The 20440-nt window shown below is 60.8% G+C and carries 23 protein-coding genes; 10 read left to right on the forward strand and 13 right to left on the reverse strand.

Annotated elements, in window-relative coordinates; all coding sequences use genetic code 11:
- Positions 1-59: 59 nt before the first annotated feature.
- The 4 genes from J2X43_RS27195 (at position 60) to J2X43_RS27210 (ending at position 5183) form a co-directional block, all read left to right on the forward strand.
- Positions 60-635, forward strand: coding sequence for an acyloxyacyl hydrolase (locus J2X43_RS27195; RefSeq protein ID WP_112516156.1), 576 nt, complete (start codon positions 60-62; stop codon positions 633-635).
- Between the two features lie 127 nt (positions 636-762).
- Positions 763-2997 (forward strand): phosphoribosylformylglycinamidine synthase subunit PurL, encoded by a 2235-nt coding sequence (gene purL / locus J2X43_RS27200; RefSeq protein ID WP_112516155.1) that lies wholly within the window; start codon positions 763-765, stop codon positions 2995-2997.
- A gap of 21 nt (positions 2998-3018) precedes the next feature.
- Entirely contained in the window at positions 3019-3252 is a 234-nt protein-coding gene (locus J2X43_RS27205) for a BolA/IbaG family iron-sulfur metabolism protein (protein WP_112387257.1), read from the forward strand.
- Between the two features lie 119 nt (positions 3253-3371).
- Positions 3372-5183, forward strand: coding sequence for a hypothetical protein (locus tag J2X43_RS27210; RefSeq protein WP_310300028.1), 1812 nt, complete (start codon positions 3372-3374; stop codon positions 5181-5183).
- Here J2X43_RS27210 and J2X43_RS27215 read toward each other — a convergent pair.
- A complete protein-coding gene (locus J2X43_RS27215; RefSeq protein ID WP_310300030.1) occupies positions 5180-6337 on the reverse strand; it encodes a hypothetical protein in 1158 nt (385 codons plus the stop codon). The genes J2X43_RS27210 and J2X43_RS27215 overlap by 4 nt on opposite strands.
- Before the next feature lie 157 nt (positions 6338-6494).
- Between J2X43_RS27215 and J2X43_RS27220 the strand changes: the two genes are divergently transcribed.
- From J2X43_RS27220 to J2X43_RS27235, 4 genes are all read left to right on the forward strand, one after another.
- On the forward strand, positions 6495-6719 hold the full coding sequence (locus J2X43_RS27220; protein WP_310300031.1) for a hypothetical protein: 225 nt from the start codon (positions 6495-6497) through the stop codon (positions 6717-6719).
- A gap of 158 nt (positions 6720-6877) precedes the next feature.
- The gene (gene grxD / locus J2X43_RS27225; protein WP_112387253.1) at positions 6878-7213 is read left to right on the forward strand and encodes a Grx4 family monothiol glutaredoxin; all 336 of its coding nucleotides are present in this window, start codon (positions 6878-6880) and stop codon (positions 7211-7213) included.
- 141 nt (positions 7214-7354) lie between these two features.
- The gene (locus J2X43_RS27230) at positions 7355-8560 is read left to right on the forward strand and encodes a multidrug effflux MFS transporter (protein WP_112443942.1); all 1206 of its coding nucleotides are present in this window, start codon (positions 7355-7357) and stop codon (positions 8558-8560) included.
- A 34-nt stretch (positions 8561-8594) separates the two neighbouring features.
- Complete coding sequence (locus tag J2X43_RS27235; protein WP_310300034.1) at positions 8595-9875, forward strand: multidrug effflux MFS transporter; 1281 nt, start codon at positions 8595-8597, stop codon at positions 9873-9875.
- Between the two features lie 56 nt (positions 9876-9931).
- Here J2X43_RS27235 and J2X43_RS27240 read toward each other — a convergent pair whose 3' ends face one another.
- The 3 genes from J2X43_RS27240 to J2X43_RS27250 form a co-directional block, all read right to left on the reverse strand.
- Positions 9932-10096, reverse strand: a complete 165-nt coding sequence (locus J2X43_RS27240) for a hypothetical protein (protein ID WP_310300036.1) — start codon at positions 10094-10096, stop codon at positions 9932-9934.
- A gap of 111 nt (positions 10097-10207) precedes the next feature.
- The gene (locus J2X43_RS27245) at positions 10208-10417 is read right to left on the reverse strand and encodes a cold-shock protein (RefSeq protein WP_112387250.1); all 210 of its coding nucleotides are present in this window, start codon (positions 10415-10417) and stop codon (positions 10208-10210) included.
- A gap of 209 nt (positions 10418-10626) precedes the next feature.
- Positions 10627-10863 carry a DUF982 domain-containing protein gene (locus J2X43_RS27250; protein WP_112516151.1) on the reverse strand — a complete coding sequence of 79 codons (237 nt, stop codon included), beginning with the start codon at positions 10861-10863 and terminating at the stop codon, positions 10627-10629.
- 195 nt (positions 10864-11058) lie between these two features.
- Here J2X43_RS27250 and J2X43_RS27255 point away from each other — a divergent pair, with 195 nt between their 5' ends.
- Complete coding sequence (locus tag J2X43_RS27255; protein ID WP_310300038.1) at positions 11059-11187, forward strand: hypothetical protein; 129 nt, start codon at positions 11059-11061, stop codon at positions 11185-11187.
- A gap of 115 nt (positions 11188-11302) precedes the next feature.
- On the opposite strand, the gene J2X43_RS27260 is transcribed toward J2X43_RS27255, so the two are convergent.
- The 5 genes from J2X43_RS27260 to J2X43_RS27280 all read right to left on the reverse strand — a co-directional run bounded on the left by J2X43_RS27260 (position 11303) and on the right by J2X43_RS27280 (position 15447).
- The gene (locus J2X43_RS27260) at positions 11303-12127 is read right to left on the reverse strand and encodes an inositol monophosphatase family protein (protein WP_310300040.1); all 825 of its coding nucleotides are present in this window, start codon (positions 12125-12127) and stop codon (positions 11303-11305) included.
- Positions 12128-12157: 30 nt separating this feature from the next.
- Positions 12158-13042, reverse strand: a complete 885-nt coding sequence (gene ttcA, locus J2X43_RS27265; RefSeq protein WP_112387247.1) for a tRNA 2-thiocytidine(32) synthetase TtcA — start codon at positions 13040-13042, stop codon at positions 12158-12160.
- Positions 13043-13101: 59 nt separating this feature from the next.
- Positions 13102-14031: a glutaminase gene (locus tag J2X43_RS27270; protein WP_112516148.1), complete on the reverse strand. Its 930-nt coding sequence runs from the start codon at positions 14029-14031 to the stop codon at positions 13102-13104.
- Between the two features lie 72 nt (positions 14032-14103).
- Positions 14104-14721: a 30S ribosomal protein S4 gene (gene rpsD, locus J2X43_RS27275; protein WP_112387245.1), complete on the reverse strand. Its 618-nt coding sequence runs from the start codon at positions 14719-14721 to the stop codon at positions 14104-14106.
- Between the two features lie 198 nt (positions 14722-14919).
- Complete coding sequence (locus J2X43_RS27280) at positions 14920-15447, reverse strand: MarR family transcriptional regulator (protein ID WP_112516300.1); 528 nt, start codon at positions 15445-15447, stop codon at positions 14920-14922.
- A gap of 99 nt (positions 15448-15546) precedes the next feature.
- On the opposite strand from J2X43_RS27280, the gene J2X43_RS27285 reads away from it, so the two are divergent.
- Positions 15547-15882, forward strand: a complete 336-nt coding sequence (locus J2X43_RS27285; protein WP_112387244.1) for a cupin domain-containing protein — start codon at positions 15547-15549, stop codon at positions 15880-15882.
- 6 nt (positions 15883-15888) lie between these two features.
- On the opposite strand, the gene J2X43_RS27290 is transcribed toward J2X43_RS27285, so the two are convergent.
- The 4 genes from J2X43_RS27290 to J2X43_RS27305 all read right to left on the reverse strand — a co-directional run bounded on the left by J2X43_RS27290 (position 15889) and on the right by J2X43_RS27305 (position 20386).
- Entirely contained in the window at positions 15889-17403 is a 1515-nt protein-coding gene (locus J2X43_RS27290) for an ATP-binding protein (protein WP_310300044.1), read from the reverse strand.
- 97 nt (positions 17404-17500) lie between these two features.
- On the reverse strand, positions 17501-18688 hold the full coding sequence (locus tag J2X43_RS27295) for an MFS transporter (RefSeq protein ID WP_405049653.1): 1188 nt from the start codon (positions 18686-18688) through the stop codon (positions 17501-17503).
- Between the two features lie 83 nt (positions 18689-18771).
- Positions 18772-19575 (reverse strand): glutamate racemase, encoded by an 804-nt coding sequence (murI, locus tag J2X43_RS27300; RefSeq protein WP_112387242.1) that lies wholly within the window; start codon positions 19573-19575, stop codon positions 18772-18774.
- Complete coding sequence (locus J2X43_RS27305; protein ID WP_310300050.1) at positions 19556-20386, reverse strand: RNA methyltransferase; 831 nt, start codon at positions 20384-20386, stop codon at positions 19556-19558. The genes murI and J2X43_RS27305 overlap by 20 nt, the downstream gene beginning before the upstream one ends.
- Positions 20387-20440: the final 54 nt, after the last annotated feature.

The raw sequence follows: 20440 nt of genomic DNA on the forward strand, positions 1-20440 counted from the left end.
GCTGAGTTCCAATCGAATAACAGCCGCGGCTGTGATTCGATGGGCGCGAGGAAAAGCCTATGGACGCTTGTATCCGTGAAGTGGCGTTGCGTTTCCTGTCAGCATCTGCAGCCGCCGTTCTCATTGCCGGATCAGCGAGCCTCCCTGCCCATGCGCAGGATCAGATATTCGACGAACTGCGCTTCGGCGCCTCGGCCTCCATACAGGGTGGCAGCGAACATGAGGACGGCGTCTTCCCTGAATTGACGCTGTTCTTCGATCCGTTCGGCCATGATGAAGCCACCGGCCTGCAGAAACTGGCCCGCCCGCGCATCCATTTGGGAACGTCGATCGGCACATCCGGATCGGCAACACAGGTCTTCACCGGCTTTTCCTGGACCGCCGACTTTTCGGAAAAGGTCTTCGCCGAAGCGGGTTTCGGCGGCGTCATCCACACGGGTGAACTGGATGAGAACGACGACGGCCCGGCGCTTGGCTGCCGTGTGCTGTTTCACGAATATATCGGCGCCGGCTACCGTTTCGACAATCACTGGAATGTCATGGCCCAGGTCGCCCACTCCTCGCATGCCAATCTCTGCGATGGCCCGAACAACGGCATGACCCGCGCCGGCCTGCAGATCGGCTACAAATTCTAGGCATCTGCCGCTTCGAAAGGCGCTCGGTCCCGTCTTTGTTGACGGCGGGCATTTTCCTGTCGCGCGCCGCGCCAACTTGGGTTAAAGACACCCCAAAACGCGCAACGGCAGGGACTTTCGAGAGCTCATGACCATATCCAATACCCGCCCGATCACCCCCGAACTCATCGCCAGCCACGGCCTGAAGCCGGACGAATATCAGCGGATTCTGGATCTGATCGGCCGCGAGCCGACCTTCACTGAGCTCGGCATCTTCTCGGCCATGTGGAACGAGCACTGCTCCTACAAGTCTTCGAAGAAGTGGCTGCGCACGCTGCCGACCAAGGGACCGCGTGTCATCCAGGGTCCGGGCGAAAATGCCGGTGTCGTCGATATCGATGACGGCGACTGCGTCGTGTTCAAGATGGAAAGCCACAACCACCCGTCCTACATCGAGCCCTACCAGGGTGCGGCGACGGGCGTTGGCGGCATTCTGCGCGACGTCTTCACTATGGGCGCCCGCCCGATTGCCGCGATGAACGCGCTGCGCTTCGGCGAACCCAGCCACCCCAAGACCCGCCACCTCGTCTCCGGCGTTGTCGCCGGTGTCGGCGGCTACGGGAATTCCTTCGGCGTCCCCACTGTCGGCGGTGAAGTCGAGTTCGATGCCCGCTACAACGGCAACATCCTCGTCAACGCTTTTGCTGCAGGCCTCGCCAAGTCGAACGCCATCTTCCTGTCGGAAGCCAAGGGCGTCGGCCTGCCGGTCGTCTATCTCGGCGCCAAGACCGGCCGCGATGGCGTTGGCGGTGCGACGATGGCATCGGCCGAATTCGACGAGTCGATCGAAGAGAAGCGTCCGACCGTTCAGGTCGGCGACCCCTTCACCGAAAAGTGCCTGCTGGAAGCCTGCCTCGAGCTGATGAAGACCGGCGCCGTCATCGCCATCCAGGACATGGGTGCCGCCGGCCTCACCTGCTCTGCCGTAGAAATGGGCGCCAAGGGCGACCTCGGCATCCTGCTTGACCTCGACACGGTTCCCGTCCGCGAAGAGCAGATGACCGCCTATGAAATGATGCTGTCTGAAAGCCAGGAGCGCATGCTCATGGTTCTCGAACCGTCGAAGGAAGAGGTCGCCAAGGCGATCTTCGTCAAGTGGGGCCTCGATTTCGCCATCGTCGGCAAGACCACCGACGATCTGCGCTTCCGTTGCGTCCACCAGGGCGAGGAAGTCGCGAACCTGCCGATCAAGGATCTCGGCGATCAGGCTCCGGAATACGACCGCCCATGGCGCGAATCCGGCAAGCGCGCGCCGCTCCCGGCCGAACTCGTCGAAGCACCCGCCGATTACAACAAGGCCCTGCTCGACCTCGTCGGCTCCGCCAACCAGTCGAGCCGCCGCTGGGTCTACGAGCAGTATGACACGCTGATCCAGGGCAACTCGCTGCAGCTGCCGGGCGGCGACGCCGGTGTCGTCCGCGTCGAGGGCCATCCGACCAAGGCGCTCGCCTTCTCCTCGGACGTCACGCCGCGCTATGTCGAGGCCGATCCGTTCGAAGGCGGCAAGCAGGCTGTTGCCGAATGCTGGCGCAACATCACGGCCACCGGCGCCGAGCCGCTGGCTGCGACCGACAACCTGAACTTCGGCAATCCGGAAAAGCCCGAAATTATGGGCCAGCTGGTTGAATCCATCAAGGGCATCGGTGAAGCCTGCCGCGCACTCGACTTCCCGATCGTCTCGGGCAACGTCTCGCTCTATAACGAAACTAACGGCGTCGCCATTCTGCCGACCCCGACCATCGCTGGCGTTGGCCTGCTGCCCGACTGGAAGTCGATGGCCCGAATCGGCAGCGCCGCCGAAGGCGACCAGCTGATCCTCATCGGCACCGATGGCAGCCATCTCGGCTCTTCGATCTACCTGCGCGACATCATCGGTAGCACCGATGGTCCGGCGCCGGAGGTCGATCTCTTCGCCGAGCGCCGCAATGGCGACTTCGTCCGCTCCGCGATCCGCAACGCCCAGGTTTCCGCCTGCCATGATATTTCGTCCGGCGGTCTGGCACTGGCGCTTGCCGAAATGGCAATGTCGTCGGGCAAGGGCCTCAATGTCACGCTGTCAGAGGGCAAGGGTGCCGCCCATGCCCTGCTCTTCGGCGAAGACCAGGCCCGATATGTGATCGCGGTCAAGGCCGATGTCGCGAACTTCGTTTGTGCCAATGCCGAAGGTGCCGGCGTACCGTTCCGCCGCCTTGGTTCTGTTTCCGGTGAGAACCTTGTTATCGACGATCTGATCTCGCTGCCCATTCAGCAATTGCGCAATGCCCATGAATCGTGGTTCCCTGAGTTCATGGACGGCGGCAACGCGCTTGCCGCTGCCGAATGATGCGCAAGGAGTAAATCGATCATGCCCATGAAACCCGGCGACATCGAAGACATGATCAAGTCCGGGATCCCCGGTGCCAAGGTGACGATCCGTGATCTGGCGGGTGACGGCGACCACTACGCTGCCGAAGTCGTTGCTGAAGCCTTCCGCGGCAAGAGCCGCGTGCAGCAGCACCAGATGGTCTACGAGGCGCTGAAAGGCAATATGGGTGGCATCTTGCACGCCCTGGCGCTTCAGACCTCGGCGCCGGAATAAGACAGATGGATGCCCGGCCAAGCCGGGCATTTTCTTTTTCGGCCCCTTCCGCGCCCTAGCGCAATTTTAATCGTCTGCCGTCCATAATTCCCCCGCACACGAGAGCGGCGGATATTGGCATGACTTCTGGTTTCCCGGGCATTGCAGCTGAGGCAGAGAGTAGCGACCGTTCTTCTTCCTGGCTGAGAGTATTTGCGATCATCGCGCCGCTCAGCCTGATCATCGCCCTCCTGGATCTGGCCGACGGTCAGGCGTTTCTCGGCGATATCGACGACAAGATGCGGGAACTTCAGATCCGTCATCTTTTCCTCGGTGGCGGACACTGGTTTGATCTCGGTCTGCCGGTTATTGCAACGCCAGAACCCTACACATCGCCCTGGTCGCGGCTGATCGACCTCCCCTTTGTGACGATTGCCTATCTGCTCTCGCCGGCATTTGGACCGGAGCACGCGCTCCAGATCGCATTCCATATCTGGCCGCCAGTGATGCTTATTGGCTTCAGCGCTCTGACGGCCATGTTCTTCTCCCGGCAGATGCGCAGCGGCGTCGTCATCAGCTATCCGATCCTCGTCATCAGTATCGTTTTTATGACCTATGCGATCTGGGAGTTCGTTCCCACGCGCATAGACCATCACAACATGCAGATCCTGGGCTTGCTGATGATCGGTGTCGGCCTGGAGCGCTGGAGCCGAGGCGGTGGAATTCTGATGGGCATCGGGACGATGATCTGCATCATCGTCGGCCTTGAGGGTCTGCCGCTGATCGCCGTCGCCTTTCTGGGCCTGGTGGGCTGCTTCATCTTTCAGATCGCCGGATCCCGCGATGTTCTTCTTGGCGCGGCAGCCACCATCCTGGTGTTGACGTTGCCCGCAGCCTTCGCATTCATCGGACCTGCAGGAATACGATCGACACAATGCGATTCCTTCTCGGCTCCCTATATCGTTCTGGCGCTCGGCTGCTCATCGATCTTGCTGATCGGCGGTTTAGTGCTGCATCGGCAGACAGCACCGATCAAGATTGCTGCCCTTACAGCAATGGGCGGCGCATTCTTGGGCGTGACGGCCTACATCTTCCCGAGATGTCTATCCGGCCCCTACTGGATGATCGATCCGCTGTCGCGTCACGACTGGCTTGACCGCGTTCCGCAGGAATTCAGTTTTATATACTATTTCCAGCATCCGCAGTTCACGATCCTGATGATGCTTGGCGTACTCGTGTGTATCGCCATTGCGGCACTACCGGCCATTCTTCAAGCCGCCCGGCGGGGAAATGCCGGTCTTGCCATCGTTTTTGCGATTGCCCTCGCCAGTCTCGCGATAACACTGCTGCAGACCCGAAACATCAGATTTACCTTCGCCTTCGTACCGCTTTTTCTGCCGTACGCACTGCAAATAGTGACCGCTCCCGAGAGCTTTGGGCCAAACGGCAAGCAGGCTCAGCGCCTCGTCGGCGCCGCTTTGGCATCGGTCATCGCGATCGCGCTGTTGCTCCGTCTGGTTTTCCCGCCCCAGGAACAGAGCTACGACGCGATCGACTACATGGCCTACAGCGAGTGTGAGGGCCAGGATTTCTCGGTTCTGTCATCTGTCGCGCCGGGCAAAATCGCCGTTCCGGCCGGGCTTTCGCTTCCGCTTGCGTTCGCCCTGCCTCCGGGTTTCTCGGTCGCAGCGCTTCCATTTCACCGCGCCTCGCCCGGCATGAAGCGCATGTTCGAACTCTTCACATCAGCAGACAGCGAAATCCGAAGAGAAGCAGCCGCTCCTTTTGATTATGTCGCCGTCTGTGCGTTTCCGCTACCGGTCGACGCCAGCCAAGCGCCGGTCTACGCTGCGCTTGCGCAAGGCGGCACGTGGCCGGGACTGATCCAGATCAACAATCCATCGGCATCGGATTTCAAGCTGTTCCGCATCGACCACCAACTTTTCCGCTAGCTGATCTCTGCGAGCCCCGACTTCAACGCCCCATCAGCTATCTCCGTTCCCGCCAGCGGCCCTGCGGTCAGCAGCGTGAAATCGAAGGACGCCTGCAAATCAGGGCCAAGCACGTATTGCCGGTGCACCCGCAGGAAATCGAGCTTGATCTTCTTGTAATGCTCGGGCGTCAGCATCTGCTTGACGCGGATGAACAGCATCTTTGCCTGTGGCGCATCGGCGTGACCGGCAGCGGCGACAACCGGAACCTTATAGAAATGGATCGCGTCCGTCAGACACTGGACGTCGAGCCAGAAGATCGCGGGATTTCGGGCAATGGCGCCGACGCGCGACCGCAACAGGGTGGCAGATTTCAGCAGCGCACATTGCAGCACGGCAGAGCCAAGCGAGGCGAAAACGACACGCTTGCCATCGAGCAGACCCGGTTCACGCTCAAGCAGCATCCCGAGAACATGCGCAGCCACGCTTGAGCCCATGCTGTGCGATGAGATGACGTATTCGTCCGCCTCTTCCGCAAGAGCCGCACGCGCGGCCAGAGCACAGCGCTCCAGAAAGTCCTGGAATTGCGGCCTGTTAATGCGCCCCAGCCCGACGGCCATCTCCCAATCGGCAAACAGGTGCAGCGTATGGAACCGTTCCGTGAACGGCAGAAGCACGAAGGCAAAGAAGATGCCGGCAAGCGGCAGACTCCAGACCAGATGCCATGCGGCAAAACCGGCGCCAACGGGCAGAAGCGCGATGGCGGCGGTCAGCAGCATGCCGAGCATCATCAGCAGAAAGGGAAAGATGAAGAACAGGCCGAAGCGCCAGGCGTGGCGGAAATAGCCGGTCATTGCGCCACCGGCGATAATCCTCGCTGCTGCGGCAAATCCATCCGCCATCCGCCGCGCCAAAGGCTTATTGCGAAGCGATTGGACGAGTTCGTCGTGGTCGAAGATGTGGATCGTGTTTTCGGTCTGCCAGGCCGGCGCATTGGCATGAACGGTAAAGCGCAGAGGATAATCGGATGTTTCCGCGTCTCCCGTCTCGACCGCGTAATTCCAGGCCGCAGCACTTTGCTTGGCGGAGCGCTCGTAGCGCGCCCGCTGCGCGCGTCCATCCAGAGGCTCGAAGCCTGGGAAATGCAGGACCACCCGCTTCCTGATCAGTTCCATCACTATCTTTCCGGCAAGCCCCCATGGCGCCATCGGCCGCCGCCTTGCACGCCAAATAAGGCGGAAAAAGCACGAACGGACGCGAACTCCGCTTGCTAACCTAAAACATCCGGAATTCAATAGCCGGGGAACCGGTTTGTATCGCAGGGGGCATTGGATGGCAGATCTTATCAAGGAACTTGTCAACGGCGTGGTCGAAAGCGTTCTCAAGGAGATCCTGAAGAAGACCACTGGAAGCAACACGACGAAGCGCACGAAACGTCAGACGCGCTCGGCAACCACGGGCCGGTTCAAAAAGGCTGCCGCCCCGCCCAAGACCGCCAAGAAGCAGGTCAGCAAGCGCCGCACCGCAGCCGTCCGCACCAAGCAGCGCAGCCGCTGAAGACAGCGGCGTAACGAAAGCGCAACAGCATTACCTAGCATGCTTACGATTGGTCTTTTTTTGGCATTGACTGCTGGAATTTGATCGGGCGCATGCTATCTAAAGCAAACGATTGAAACGGTGGGCCTTTAACCCGCCTGTTGAAAGGATTAAGTCCCATGAGCGGCATCAACGAATTCATCGCCAACGAAATCAAGACCAACGACGTCGTCCTTTTCATGAAGGGCACGCCGCAGTTTCCCCAGTGTGGTTTCTCCGGCCAGGTCGTCCAGATTCTCGATTACATCGGCGTCGACTACAAGGGCATCAACGTGCTCGCCGATTCGGAAATCCGCCAGGGCATCAAGGATTACTCCAACTGGCCGACGATCCCTCAGCTTTACGTGAAGGGTGAGTTCATCGGCGGCTGCGACATCGTCCGGGAAATGTTCCAGGCGGGCGAATTGCAGCAGCATCTGCAGGAAAACGGCGTCGCGGTTCGCGCCGCCTCCTGACCGGGCACCGGGCGTCCGTCCGGTTTCCAAACCTGATTTGATTTGAGTCCGAGGCGCTGTGCTGAACAGCGCCTTGGCCTGTTTATGGGAATTTCTAAAGTGACGGACACCTCTCCCACCGTTGCCGCGGGTCGAACACCTATGGGCAAGCGAGAGTTCATCTTTCTGGCTGCCTTCATGATGGCGGTCAATTCTCTCGCCATCGACGTCATGCTTCCCGCCCTCCAGCAGATCGGCGCCAATCTCGGGGTCGAAAGCGAAAACCACCGGCAGTTCGTCGTCTCAGCCTATCTCTTTGGCTTTGGTCTGGCGCAGCTGTTCTTCGGCCCGATATCGGACCGTTTCGGCCGCCGCAAACCGCTCTTCGTGGGCCTTGTCATCTATATCTGTTCCGCCTTCGGCATCGCGCTGATCCCGTCCTTTGGCGGCCTGCTGGTGCTTCGCTTCATCCAGGGCATCGGCGCTGCGGCCACCCGCGTCATCACCATATCGATCGTCCGCGACATCTATGGCGGCCGCCAGATGGCCGAAGTGATGTCGCTGATCTCGATGACTTTCATGATCGTGCCGGTGATCGCACCGGGCACCGGCCAGCTCGTCATGCTGTTTTCCACCTGGCACATGATCTTCGTCTTCATCGGCACGATGGCGACGCTGATCCTGATCTGGGCCTATAACCGGCTGCCGGAAACGCTGGCGCCCGCCAATGTCCGCCCGTTCACGGCGAAGTCCGTTATCGGCGGCTTCAAGCTGGTGCTGACCAATCGCAGCGCGCTTTGCTACACGCTGGCGACCACCGTCGTCTTCGGCGCGCTGTTCGGCTTCATCAATTCGGCGCAGCAGGTCTATGTCGGCATCTATGATCTCGGGGTCTATTTCCCCTTCGCCTTTGCCGGCGTCGCGATCTTCATGTCCTTCTCGTCATTCCTGAATTCGCGTCTCGTCGGCCGCTTCGGGATGCGGCGGCTGTCGCATGCCTCGCTCGTCGGCTTCATCATCGTCAACACCATCTGGCTGCTGGTGCAGCTTTATGGTCCGCAGCCAACGCCCTTCCCGGTCTTCATCTGTCTGTTCGGGCTGGCGATGTTCCAGTTCGGCTGGATCGGCTCGAACTTCAATTCGCTGGCGATGGAGCCGCTCGGCCATGTCGCTGGTACCGCCTCTTCGGTGCTCGGTTTCACCAGCACCATCGGCGGTGCAGCTATCGGTGCAGCCATCGGCCAGGCCTTCAACGGCACGGCGCTTCCGATGGTCATCGGCTATTTCACCGTCGCCTTCATCGGTCTCGGCTTCGTGCTGATCGCTGAAAAGGGACGGCTTTTCCAGCCTCACAATCCGGCCGTCTAGGCGGCCGGACCGCATTTCTTTGGGGGACTTCATCATGGCGGCGGATCACACGACGCATATCGAAAACCAGGGCTCGGCCCGCATCGGCATGGGCTTTGCCGAATTCGTCATCACCATCGCGATCATGACCGCGAGCGTTGCGATGGCGATCGACAGCATGCTGCCGGCGTTGCCGGCCATCGGCCATTCGCTCAACGTCACCAATACCAACGACGCCCAGCTGGTCATCGCCGTGTTCTTCTTCGGCTTCGGTGTGTCGCAGATCCTGTTCGGCAGCCTCTGCGATGCCTTCGGCCGCCGCAACATCCTGCTTGGCGGTCTTGCGGTCTATGTGCTCGCGATGTTCGGCGCAGCCGCGACCTCGAGCTTCGAAATGCTGCTTGTCATGCGCTTCGTTCAGGGCATCGGCGGCGCGGCCGTGCGCATCACCAGCATGGCGATCGTCCGCGACTGCTTCGGCGGCCGCGAAATGGCCCGCGTCATGTCCTTCGTGATGATCGTCTTCATGATCGTGCCGATCGTCGCCCCGTCGGTCGGCCAGCTGATCATCAGCTATGCCAACTGGCACTGGATCTTCATCCTGCTCGGTCTCGTCGGCTCGATCCTATTCATCTGGGCAGCCGCCCGGCTGAAGGAATCGCTACCGCGCGAGGAGCGCATACCACTCTCGTTTGCCGCCGTCGGCAATGGCTTCAAGACCGTTTTGACCAACCGCATTACCTGCGGCTACATGATCGGCTTGACGATGTTCACCGGCGTCATCAGCGCCTATGTCATCTCCGTCCAGCAGGTATTCGGCGAGGTCTATGGCCTCGGCGACTGGCTGCCGATCGCGTTTGCGGCGACCGCCGGTGGCATCGCCGTCGCCAACTTTGCCAACGGCTTTTTTGTCCGCACCTTCGGCATGCGCCGCATTTCCCATGCAGCGGTGCTTCTCTTTACCGTCATCTCTGCTTTCGGCTTCGTCATGGCGCTCGGAGGCACAGTCAATTTCGCGCTCGACTACGCCCTCCTCACGGTGCTGCTAATGCTGTTTGCGGTGATCGCCACCAATTTCACGGCAATCAGCCTTGAGCCGATGGGCAATCTGGCCGGCACGGCAACAGCGATCACGGGCTTCGTGTCGACGACTTTCGGTGCCCTTCTCGGCGGCGGCGTCGGCCAGCTATTCAATGGCACAGTCCAGCCGCTCTTCGCAGGCTTTGCCGTCTTCGGTGCGATCAGCGTTGCCGCAACGCTCTGGGCCGAAAAAGGCAAGCTCTTCACCCATCCCGGCGACAGCCCGCAGCTCGATCCTGGTACTGCGCACTTCTAATAAAAAAAGCCCGCCGGATTGGCGGGCTTTTTTGATTGCGGCACTGATGGCGAAGCTTATCGCTTGCCCATCGGCTTGCGGCTCTTGTCGCCCTTTACCGACGATGTCTTTGCATCGTAGGCCTGACCGAAATTCGTGCCGCCGAGATGGCCGCCACCGCTGGTGTTGGCAACCTGGCGTTCGGCTCTGCGAAGAAGCAAGTCTGCATTTGTCTTTTTCATCATGGCTCTCAATATTGGATCAATGAAAAAAGGCTGGGCGAAAACCCAGCCTCCCGATCGTCTGAAGACCAGTGCCAGTACATCCGTGGTCAAAGGTCGAAGACGGTAGTGTTATGCAGTCGCGAGGTTCTCGGCAGCATTCTTGCCGCTGCGATTATCGCGCACGACGTCGAAAGTGATCTTCTGACCTTCAACGAGGTTGCTCATGCCCGACCGTTCGACGGCCGAGATATGAACGAAGATGTCAGGCGAGCCGTCGCTCGGCTGAATGAAGCCGAAGCCCTTGGCGGAATTGAAAAACTTGACGATTCCATTGTTCATGACGATTTCCTTTCAATCGCGTTGAGATTACCGCCCGGCGCACGCCGTCGGTGTGTGATCGATTTGAGAGGAAAGATTAGCTCGGGCGCTCGAAGCGCAAAAACGAAGCTCAACAGGCAAGTTCGATGCGCCGGTATATAGTCCTCAATTGTGCTCGCATAAAGGCAGAGCGTGATTTGGCGAAAACTATTGCGTGTGGAGCGCCGAAATCACCCAATAAGGTGCGCCTCTGTAGCGGCCACCAGAAATTTCTTCCGGGCCTCGCCGGCATCCGCCAAACCATTGAAGGCGTCGAGACAGGTAACCTCCGCACGATACAGTGCAGGTCCTTCCTTCAAAGGCCACTCCGTCACCATCAGGCGGTAGGCGTCATGAACAGTCTTGACGACGCGGTAACGGCCACCGAGCCTGATACGCACTGGAGAAAATGCAGGGGCGCTCTTCATGACATCAACCTCACGCAAAACATGCGACTCAACGAATCACCTTGCGAGTCGTTCCGGACCAACGCGCGCCCATGCCAATCACGGTTCAAGACCGCTTCGGCATGGGATTGATGACGTTTCGTTCATCTGGCATTCATATTCCTTGCTGCCATCGCTCTTTGGGGCTACTCTCCATGGGCAACGTTGGAGCAAGAGATGATCAAGACCACCGTCGCGGCGTCCGTATTTGCCGCTTATGCCTTTGCGATGTTCGCAATCGCCTCCCTTCCGCAGAACCTGCCGGCAGTGCCGGTCGACCAAATCACCACGAGTTCGACGAACTGACCAAACGAAAAACCCCGCTCGATAAGCGGGGCCGTTTCGTGATCAAAATGCTTGGGAGGAAATATGCTTTCCCTCCTATATATCGAGCATGGATCGAGGCTTTCGGCCTCGCCACCTAAACGGTGAACACTTCTCTCCGCAACAACTCCCAGGACGCCTTGTCCGGCGCGATCAGCAATCCGCCATCGACATGATGCGGCAGATAAGGCGTGCCGTCGAAACGCGCCGCATGGGCTCCGGCTTCCTGAGAGATCAGCGTCCCTGCCAGATGATCCCACGGCATCAGCTTGTTATACGAGAGATAGTGCACGTGCCCGGATGCAAACGCGCGGTATTCATGTGCGGCGCAGCGGTAGTTCGCCAGAAAGCGAACCTTGGCCAGATTCCCGAGGATTTCGGCGCGCTTTTCCTTGGCGAAAAAGCCGGTCGAGGCCATCCCAACCATCTGGCCAAGTTCGACAGGCTCCGCAACCTTCAGCCGCTCCGTCTCACCATCCGGCCTCTTCAGCCAGGCGCCGCCACCCTTCTCCGCCAGAACCCAATCGTCACCCATCGGATCGTAGATAATCCCCGCGACGGTTTCGCCCCTCGACACCACCGATGCCATGACGCCAAAAGCCGGAATGCCGGACGCGAAATTGAACGTACCGTCGACCGGATCGACGATGATCGCGAGATCCGCGCCTTCAATTCGGTCGAGCAGTGCCGGATCGGCTGCCACCGATTCCTCGCCGACGAACAGGGCGTCCGGCCAGAGTTTGGCTGCCTCGGCCTTGATCATCCGCTCGGCCTGCTCATCGGCCTCCGTCACCAGATCGGTCGCCTCACTCTTGGCGCGCACGTCGCTGGCGCCAAGCCTGCGGAAACGCGGCAATATTTCGGCCTTCGCCGCCCGCCGAAGAAGATCGGAAAGCGTCGTGATATCAATTGTCGAGGTCATGATAAGTCCCTGTTTGAGCGTTCCGCCCAGTTACTCGCTCTTCGGTGACGGTTCCGTGACCATCAGGCTCGAAAAATCGAAGAGCTTCGGATCTAGAAGATGCGACGGGTTCACATGCGAGAGTGCGCGCAGCATCGTGTCCTTGCGGCCAGGCATCCGCCGTTCGATATCGGCAAGCATGTCCTTCATCGCATTGCGCTGCAGACCGTCTTGCGAGCCGCAGAGATCGCACGGAATGATCGGGAACTGCATCGCCGCCGCAAACTTCGCCATGTCATCCTCGGCGCAATAGGCAAGCGGCCGGAGAACCATCAGGTTACCTTCGTCGTTGAGCAGCTTCGCCGGCATCGATGCCAGCCGCCCGCCGTGGAAGAAGTTCATGAAGAAGGTCTCGAGAATATCCTCGCGGTGGTGGCCGAGAACCAGCGCGTCACAGCCCTCTTCCTTGGCAATACGGTAGAGATTGCCGCGGCGCAGGCGCGAACAGAGCGAACAGTAGGTGGCCCCCTCCGGCACCTTTTCCTTCACGATCGAATAGGTGTCGCGATATTCGATCCGGTGCTTGACGCCAATACTCTTCAGATATTCCGGCAGAATGTGCTTCGGGAAGTTCGGCTGGCCCTGGTCGAGATTGCAGGCAATCAGTTCGACGGGCAGCAGCCCGCGCCATTGCAGGTCGAGCAGCAGCGCCAATAGGCCGTAGCTGTCCTTGCCGCCGGACACGCCGATCAGCCAGCGCTTCTGGCCCTTCAGCATATCGAAATCGTCGAAGGCCTGGCGCATCTGGCGCAGCAGGCGCTTGCGCAGCTTGTTGAACGAAACCGAACGCGGCGCATCGGCAAACAGCGCATGGCCGATCCCGCCTTCGTCGGCGGTTTCATCAAGTGCATCGGCAATGTTGGCTGCGATATTCATCGTTTCTTCCAGATGGTCAGGACTTTGCCTTTAGCAGAAAGCGGCCGGCAGACACAGCATCAATCGCCGAAAATGGACCAGCCGGTGCGGGCCGCCAGCATCTCCAGCGCCACGGCGCCAAGCTGCGAGTTGCCGACCTTGTTCAGGCCCGGAGACCAGACGGCGATCGAGGCGACACCCGGCGCCACCGCAAAGATCCCGCCGCCGACACCGCTCTTGCCAGGCAGGCCGACATGATAGGCGAAGTCGCCGGATCCATCATAGTGGCCGCACATCAGCATCATGGCGTTGATACGCCGCGCACGCTTCGGCGAGACGACCGAATGGCCGGTCACCGGGTTGCTGCCGCGTGCCGCTAGGAACAGGCCGGCGCGCGCCAGCTGCTCGCAGGTCATCGACAAGGCGCATTGATGGAAATAGACGCCGAGCACGTGCTCGACCGGATGATCGATATTCTTGTAGGCGCGCATGAAATTGGCGAGCGCGAAATTACGGTAGCCGGTCTGCGTTTCCGAACGCGCCACCTTCTCGTCGATCGTCACCGATTCGTCGTCGGCGAGGTAGCGGACGAAGCGCAGCAGCTCGCCGATCGCCTCGCGCGGCGCATGTCCCGCCATGACGACATCGGTGACGGCGATGGCACCGGCATTGATGAAGGGATTGCGCGGGATGCCGCCCTCATGCTCCAGCTGGACGATGGAATTGAAGGCCGAACCTGAGGGTTCGCGGCCGACACGCTTCCACAGGCTCTCGCCCACCTTGCCGAGCGCCAGCGTCAGCATGAAGACCTTGGAAATGCTCTGGATCGAGAAGGGCACGGCGGCATCGCCGACGCTGTAGACCTTGCCGTCGACGGTCGAGATCGTCATCCCGAACTGGTTCGGATCGATCTTGGCCAGCTCCGGAATGTAATCCGCAACCTTGCCCTCGCCGATCCGCGGCGCCAGTTCCTTGTAGATGCTGTCGAGGACTGCCTGCAAATCCACCATGACTTCTCTCCAGAGAACAAAAAAGCCGCCCTGTGAGGCGGCTTTTCCGTATGCGAAAACGCCTCGCGTTGATTAACGCGAATAGAATTCGACCACCAGATGCGGCTCCATGACGACCGCGTACGGCACGTCGGAGAGCGTCGGGACGCGGGCGAAGGTCGCAACCATCTTGTTGTGATCAACTTCGATGTAGTCAGGAACGTCACGCTCAGCGAGAGAGACGGATTCCAGAACCGTTACGAGCTGCTTCGACTTCTGACGAACCTCGATGACGTCGCCGGCCTTGCAACGGTAAGAACCGATGTTGACGCGGACGCCGTTCACAGTCACGTGGCCGTGGTTGACGAACTGACGTGCAGCGAAGACGGTCGGAACGAACTTGGCGCGATAAACGATCGCATCCAGGCGCGATTCCAGCAGACCGATGAGGTTTTCCGAAGTGTCGCCCTTGCGGCGGTCGGCTTCAGCGAAGATTGCGCGGAACTGCTTCTCACGCAGGTCACCGTAGTAACCCTTCAGCTTCTGCTTGGCGCGCAGCTGCACACCGAAGTCCGAAAGCTTGCCCTTGCGGCGCTGACCGTGCTGGCCCGGGCCGTATTCGCGGCGGTTCACCGGGGACTTAGGACGGCCCCAGATGTTTTCGCCCATACGGCGGTCAATTTTGTACTTAGACGATTCGCGCTTGCTCATCGTATTTCCTTTCAGAGTGTTAGAACGGTCTGCTGCCAGATCGCTCGAAGGAAACACGCCCTCCTTTGGCCCCTTTTGGGAGGCCCGACAGGATTTTCCGGTTACGCGAACTGGAAAGATCCACGGGACATGTCAAATGAAACACGGGACATTGCTGCCCCGTGCTGGCGCGGTCTTTAGGGATAAGTCACGGGATTGTCAAACGGAATTTGGCTCCGCCGCGTCTGCGCCAGCCGCCTCGATCGAACCGGCAAGCTTGCGCAGCAGACCGGCAAGAGCCCTCCGCTCACCCTCGTCGAGCACGTCCAGATGACGGAGCTCACGGGCCATGTCTTCGCGAAACGCCGCCTCGGCACGAGCGATACCCGTTTCCGTCAGCGCCACCTCGAAGCTGCGCTTGTCCTGCTCCGACCGCCGCCGCTCGATCAGCCCCGCCTTTTCCAGCCTGTCCAGCCTGTGCGTCAGCCCCCCGGACGAGATCATCAGCAGGCGATAGAGATCGGTAGGGATCATCCGGTAGGGCGGCCCTGCCCTGCGGATCGTCGAAATCACATCGAATTCGCCGCGATCGAGACCGAACTCCGCGAAGGTCGCCTCGATCGACGGCCGCACAAGATTGGAGAGCCGGTAGATCCGCCCGAGAATGCTCATCGGCACCGTATCGAGGTCGGGCAGTTCCTCGGCCCAAAGCGCGCGCAGCCGGTCAACGTGGTCTTCCGTCGTCATCAACAGCTCCAATTTATCTTGACGAGAAGATAAATTGTGTTATCTTCTCACTAAGATACTTAGATAGCGAAGTCCGGCGCACGATCCAAGGAGGAAATCATGTTCCACATCATCCCGCGCGAAGATCAGAACCAGTTCCCCAATCGCACCATCCTCTTTGAAGGCGGAAATTTCGGCGCACCCGTCTCGGTCTTCCTGATCGACAGCGAACCCGGCCAGGGGCCGGCACTCCACACTCACCCCTACACGGAAATGTGGATCGTCCGCTCCGGCAAGGCGCGCTTCACGGTCGGCAACGAAACGCTCGACCCCAATCCCGGCGACATCGTCGTCGTCAACCCCGAGACGCCGCACCGCTTCAAGAACATCGGCACGACGCGGCTCGAGCTCACCTGCATCCATGCAAGCCCTGAGATCATTCAGACTTGGGTTTGAGCGAGATTATTCCGCGGCACTCTTCAGCGCATCATCGTCTGGCGCGTCCGCCGAGCCCGGGGCCGTCTCGGCCTGCAGATCGGGGAATGCGACAATGCGCTTGCCGGTGAAGTCGGTGTGGACGACGATCAGGCCCTGTTCCTCAAAATAACCGAGAAGGCGGCGGGCACGGCGGGCGGAGTGGGTACCGTAGGCGCGGGCGATCCGGGCATCCGACGGGCATTGCTCGCCGCCGATTGCGGCCTTCGCCATCATCAGAAACACGCCCTGCAGGTCGTCGGTGACGCCGTTTGAAAGCGAGAGCGCCGTCGCCCAGGCTTCGCCTGACGCCATCTCGGCATCCACGCCGGAGCGCGACACCGCAACGCGGCGGCGGAATTCCGGCAGCGGCATTGGCGGGCCTGGCACGCGGCGCATGCGCAGACGCACCAGGAACTCCTGGTAGAGCACCGAATCCGTGCGGAAACCCGAGGCCGGATCGTCGAGAATTTCGGCAAGGACCGCCGACAGGCGCTCTTCGCGCTCGTCTGCCGAAAGCTCCGGCTGGCTGCTGCGTGGCTCGGCTGGTGCTGGCGTGGCTGCTGGTGCCGAGCGGGCCAGCTCGGCAAGGATATCGGTGGTCGGCCGCGGTGCTGGCGGAGCGCGGCGAACGAGCGGCCGCTGAAACTCTTCCGGGTCCGGTGTGAAGATCAGGTCTTCGACATCCTGCGGAGCATCCGGCAGCGGCATCAGCTTCGGGCTCGAAGAGCGCGCCGATGTCTCGACATTGCCGATCTGGATCGGCAGCGGCCGGCGCGACAGTGCCGGGCCGAGCGCCACGAAGTTGCCGCGCTTGAGGTCGCGGAACATTTCCGCCTGGCGCCGGTCCATGCCGAGCAGGTCGGCGGCACGCGCCATGTCGATATCGAGGAATGTACGGCCCATCAGGAAGTTTGAGGCTTCGGCCGCAACATTCTTGGCAAGCTTTGCCAGACGCTGCGTAGCGATGACTCCGGCCAGGCCGCGTTTACGGCCACGGCACATCAGGTTGGTCATCGCGCCCAGCGACATCTTGCGCGCATCTTCCGAAACATCGCCACCGACCGATGGCGCGAACATCTGCGCTTCGTCGACAACGACGAGAACCGGATACCAATATTCGCGGTCGGCATCGAACATGCCGTTGAGGAAGGCAGCGGCAGCGCGCATCTGCTGCTCGATATCAAGCCCTTCCAGCGTCAGGACGCAGGAGACACGGTGCTGACGGATGCGGTTGGCGATACCGGCAAGCTCGGCCTCCGTCCGCTCGCCATCGACGACGATATGGCCGAAGCGGTCGCTCAGCGTCACGAAGTCGCCTTCGGGGTCAATGATGACCTGCTGAACCCATTGAGCAGATTGCTCCAGCAGCCGACGCAGCAGATGTGATTTTCCGGAGCCGGAATTGCCCTGCACCAGCAAACGGGTTGCCAGCAGCTCCTCGATATCGAGTGTCGCCGGGCTGCTGCCGGACGCCGTTCCCATATCGATGCCAACCTGCAAGTCGAATTCCTTTTAAGATCTGTCCGCCGTCTCTAGCAGATTCGCCGCTGTCTTTGTTACCCGTCTCTGATCGAAACCCACAGAAAGACTGCAGGCTTCAGACCGCCTCGCGTTCCACAAGACGGCTCTGCGCATCGCCGCTGCGTGGCGTCAGCATCCGGGTGAAGATCAGGCTGACGGAGAGCGGCACGATCAGCACCGCAAGCCCTGCCCTCAGTCCCCAATATTCGCCGATGAAGCCAATGATCGGCGGACCGATCAGGAAGCCGAGAAGTGCGACGAAGGACAGGATCGCAAGACTCGCGGCCGCCGGCCGGTCGGTCAGCGCTGCAGCCGCCGTAACCGCAAGCGGAAAGCCGACCGAGACGCCGACGCCAACAGCCGCAAATCCGATCAGCGCCAGGGGAGCTGCCGGTGCCAGCAGGATGATCGCCATCCCAGCAAGCGAAGCGGTGCCGCAGGCCCGTGCGATCGCCACCGCGCCGAAGCGGCCTTTCAGATAGTCGCCGCTGAACCGCCCGGCGGCCACCATGCATGCGAAGACCGAATAGCCCAGCCCCATCTGCGCTCCATCTGAGCCAAAAACATCACGCAGATAGACCGCCGACCAATCGGCGATCGCGCCCTCTGTCATGGTCACGCCGAAGACGAAGGCGCAGACGCCGAGCAGCGCCAGCCCCGGAAGCTTGAAACCGCTTTTTGCCGCAGTCTCCGCATGGTGACTTTCCGGCAGTTTTGGCAGGCGGGTACTGACGAAGAGCGCGATCGGTAGCACGATCACCGATATTGCCAGGATCGACCAATGCGGCGCAGCACCAATGGCGATCGCGCCAACGCCGAGCAGACTGCCGAACATGATGCCGAGGCTCCAGAAGCCGTGCGACCGGCTCATGATGATCAGCCCGGTGACTTTCTCCGTCAGGTCGGCCTCGACATTCATGCCGAGCTCGACGGTCGACAACGCAACGCCGAGGATCATCAACGAGAAGAACAGCAATGTGACGGTCGGCGCAAAGGCCGGCAGCGAGACAACGGCGAGGAAAAAGACAAAGCCATAGATAATCGCCGCCCGTCCGCCGATGCGAGAGACGACGCGCCCGGCAAAGGAGAGCGTCAGCAGCGTTCCGACAGGCAGGCCAAGCAGGGCGATCGCCAAATCGGCAGTGCCGAGCTGCAGTTTCGCCTGAATGTCGGGAATCCGTGGCAGCCAGGCGCCGAAGGCGATCGGCTGCAGGAAAAAGATCAGCATGACAAGTCGTTGAAGCGGCACGGCGCATTCCTTCATTCTCAGGCACGGAAGGCGCCGCACCTGATTCCCCGGCAGCGAGTCTGCGTCATCATCAGAGCGAAAGAAAGCGTTGAAACGCCTCAGCGGGTGCTGAGACCGAAGCCCTGCATCAGCCGTGTGGTGGCAAAATCCGGGTTGCCCGACGTGAAGACCGCAAAATCGAAATTGTCAGGATGAACCGCATCGGCAACTTCGGGCACGAGGCTGCGGGCACGGCGCGCAATCGCCTCGGCCGGATCCAGCCAGTCCACGGGCCACGGCGCCAGCCGCCGGAAAAGATTGGCCATGAAGGGATAATGCGTACAGGCGAGCACGACGATATCGGTTTTGCGCCCGTCCTTTTCGACAAAACATTGCTCGATCTCGCTCATCACCGCGGCGTCCGATACGGTCTCGCCGCGGATATAGGCCTCGGCCATCCGCGCCAGATTTTCCGATCCGACCAAACGGACATGGCATTGCTGCGCGAAGGACTGGATCAGGTCGCGCGTATAGGCGCGCTTGACGGTGCCAGGCGTTGCCAGCACCGAAACCAGCCCGGAACGCGTCCGTTCGGCCGCCGGTTTGATCGCAGGCACAGTTCCGACGAAGGTCATCTGCGGAAACGCAGCGCGCAGATCGGCGCCGACAAGCGTGAAGGCCGTGTTGCAGGCGATGATGCAGACTTCGGGATCATGCTCTTCGAGCAGTCTGGCAAACAGGCTGACGACACGCTCCTTCAGCGCCTGCTCTTCCCAGCCACCGTAAGGAAAGCCGGCATCGTCGGCGATGTAGATGAAGCCGCGCTCCGGCATCAGCACGCGCGCCTCGCGCAGCACGGTCAGCCCGCCGATACCGGAATCGAAAACCAGGACCGGTTTCAGCTCATTCCCCGCTGCTGTCATCTTTCGGCCGTTCCTTGGTCTTTTCGGGAGCCCGGCTGCCGCGCGGATATTGCCGCGAGAACCGGTCGAGGGAGGAGATTACGCCGCGCAGCACGCTGATTTCCTGCTCGGTGAAGGCGCGGCGCGACAAAACTGCACGCAGATTGTCCACCATTTTGGGCTTTTTCGCGGGCGGGTGGAAATAATTGCGCGCATCGAGCGCCTCTTCCAGCTGGTCGAAGAAGCCGAACAGCTGCTCCTTGGTTGATGGCGTCTGCTCCATGGCCTGGAAGCGCACCTCGCCCAGATCGTCCATCCCGGACTTCATCCACTCGTAGGACATCAAAAGCACCGCCTGGGCGATGTTAAGCGAGGCGAATGCCGGATTGACCGGAAAGGTGACGATCTCGTCCGCCAGCGCCACTTCCTCGTTGCTGAGGCCCCAGCGTTCGCGCCCGAAGAGAATGCCGACGCCCTCCCCGGCGCGAAATCTCGTCCGCAACGTCTCGGCGGCAACCACGGGCGAACGCACCGGCTTGAAACCGTCCCGCTCGCGCGCCGTCGTCGCATAGACGAAGTTGAGGTCGGCGATCGCCTCCTCCAGCGTGTCGTAGACCTTCGTGCCGGCGATGACGTGATCGGCCTTCGACGCCGTCGCCTGCGCCCTCTCGTTCGGCCAGCCGTCGCGCGGGTTGACGAGCCGCAGCTCCGCAAGGCCGAAATTCGCCATGGCGCGCGCCACCATGCCGATATTTTCGCCCATCTGCGGTTCGACCAGAACGATCGCCGGTCCTTCGGTCAGAAGTTCCCGCTCGCTGTTTGTGCCTGCCATGAATGCCGTCCTTGCTTTCGAGCCGGAATAACCTTGCGCGCGGCAAACGGCAAG

Origin of the sequence: Rhizobium sp. BE258, from assembly GCF_031457345.1 — a bacterium.
In the GTDB taxonomy this organism is placed as follows: Bacteria; Pseudomonadota; Alphaproteobacteria; order Rhizobiales; family Rhizobiaceae; genus Rhizobium.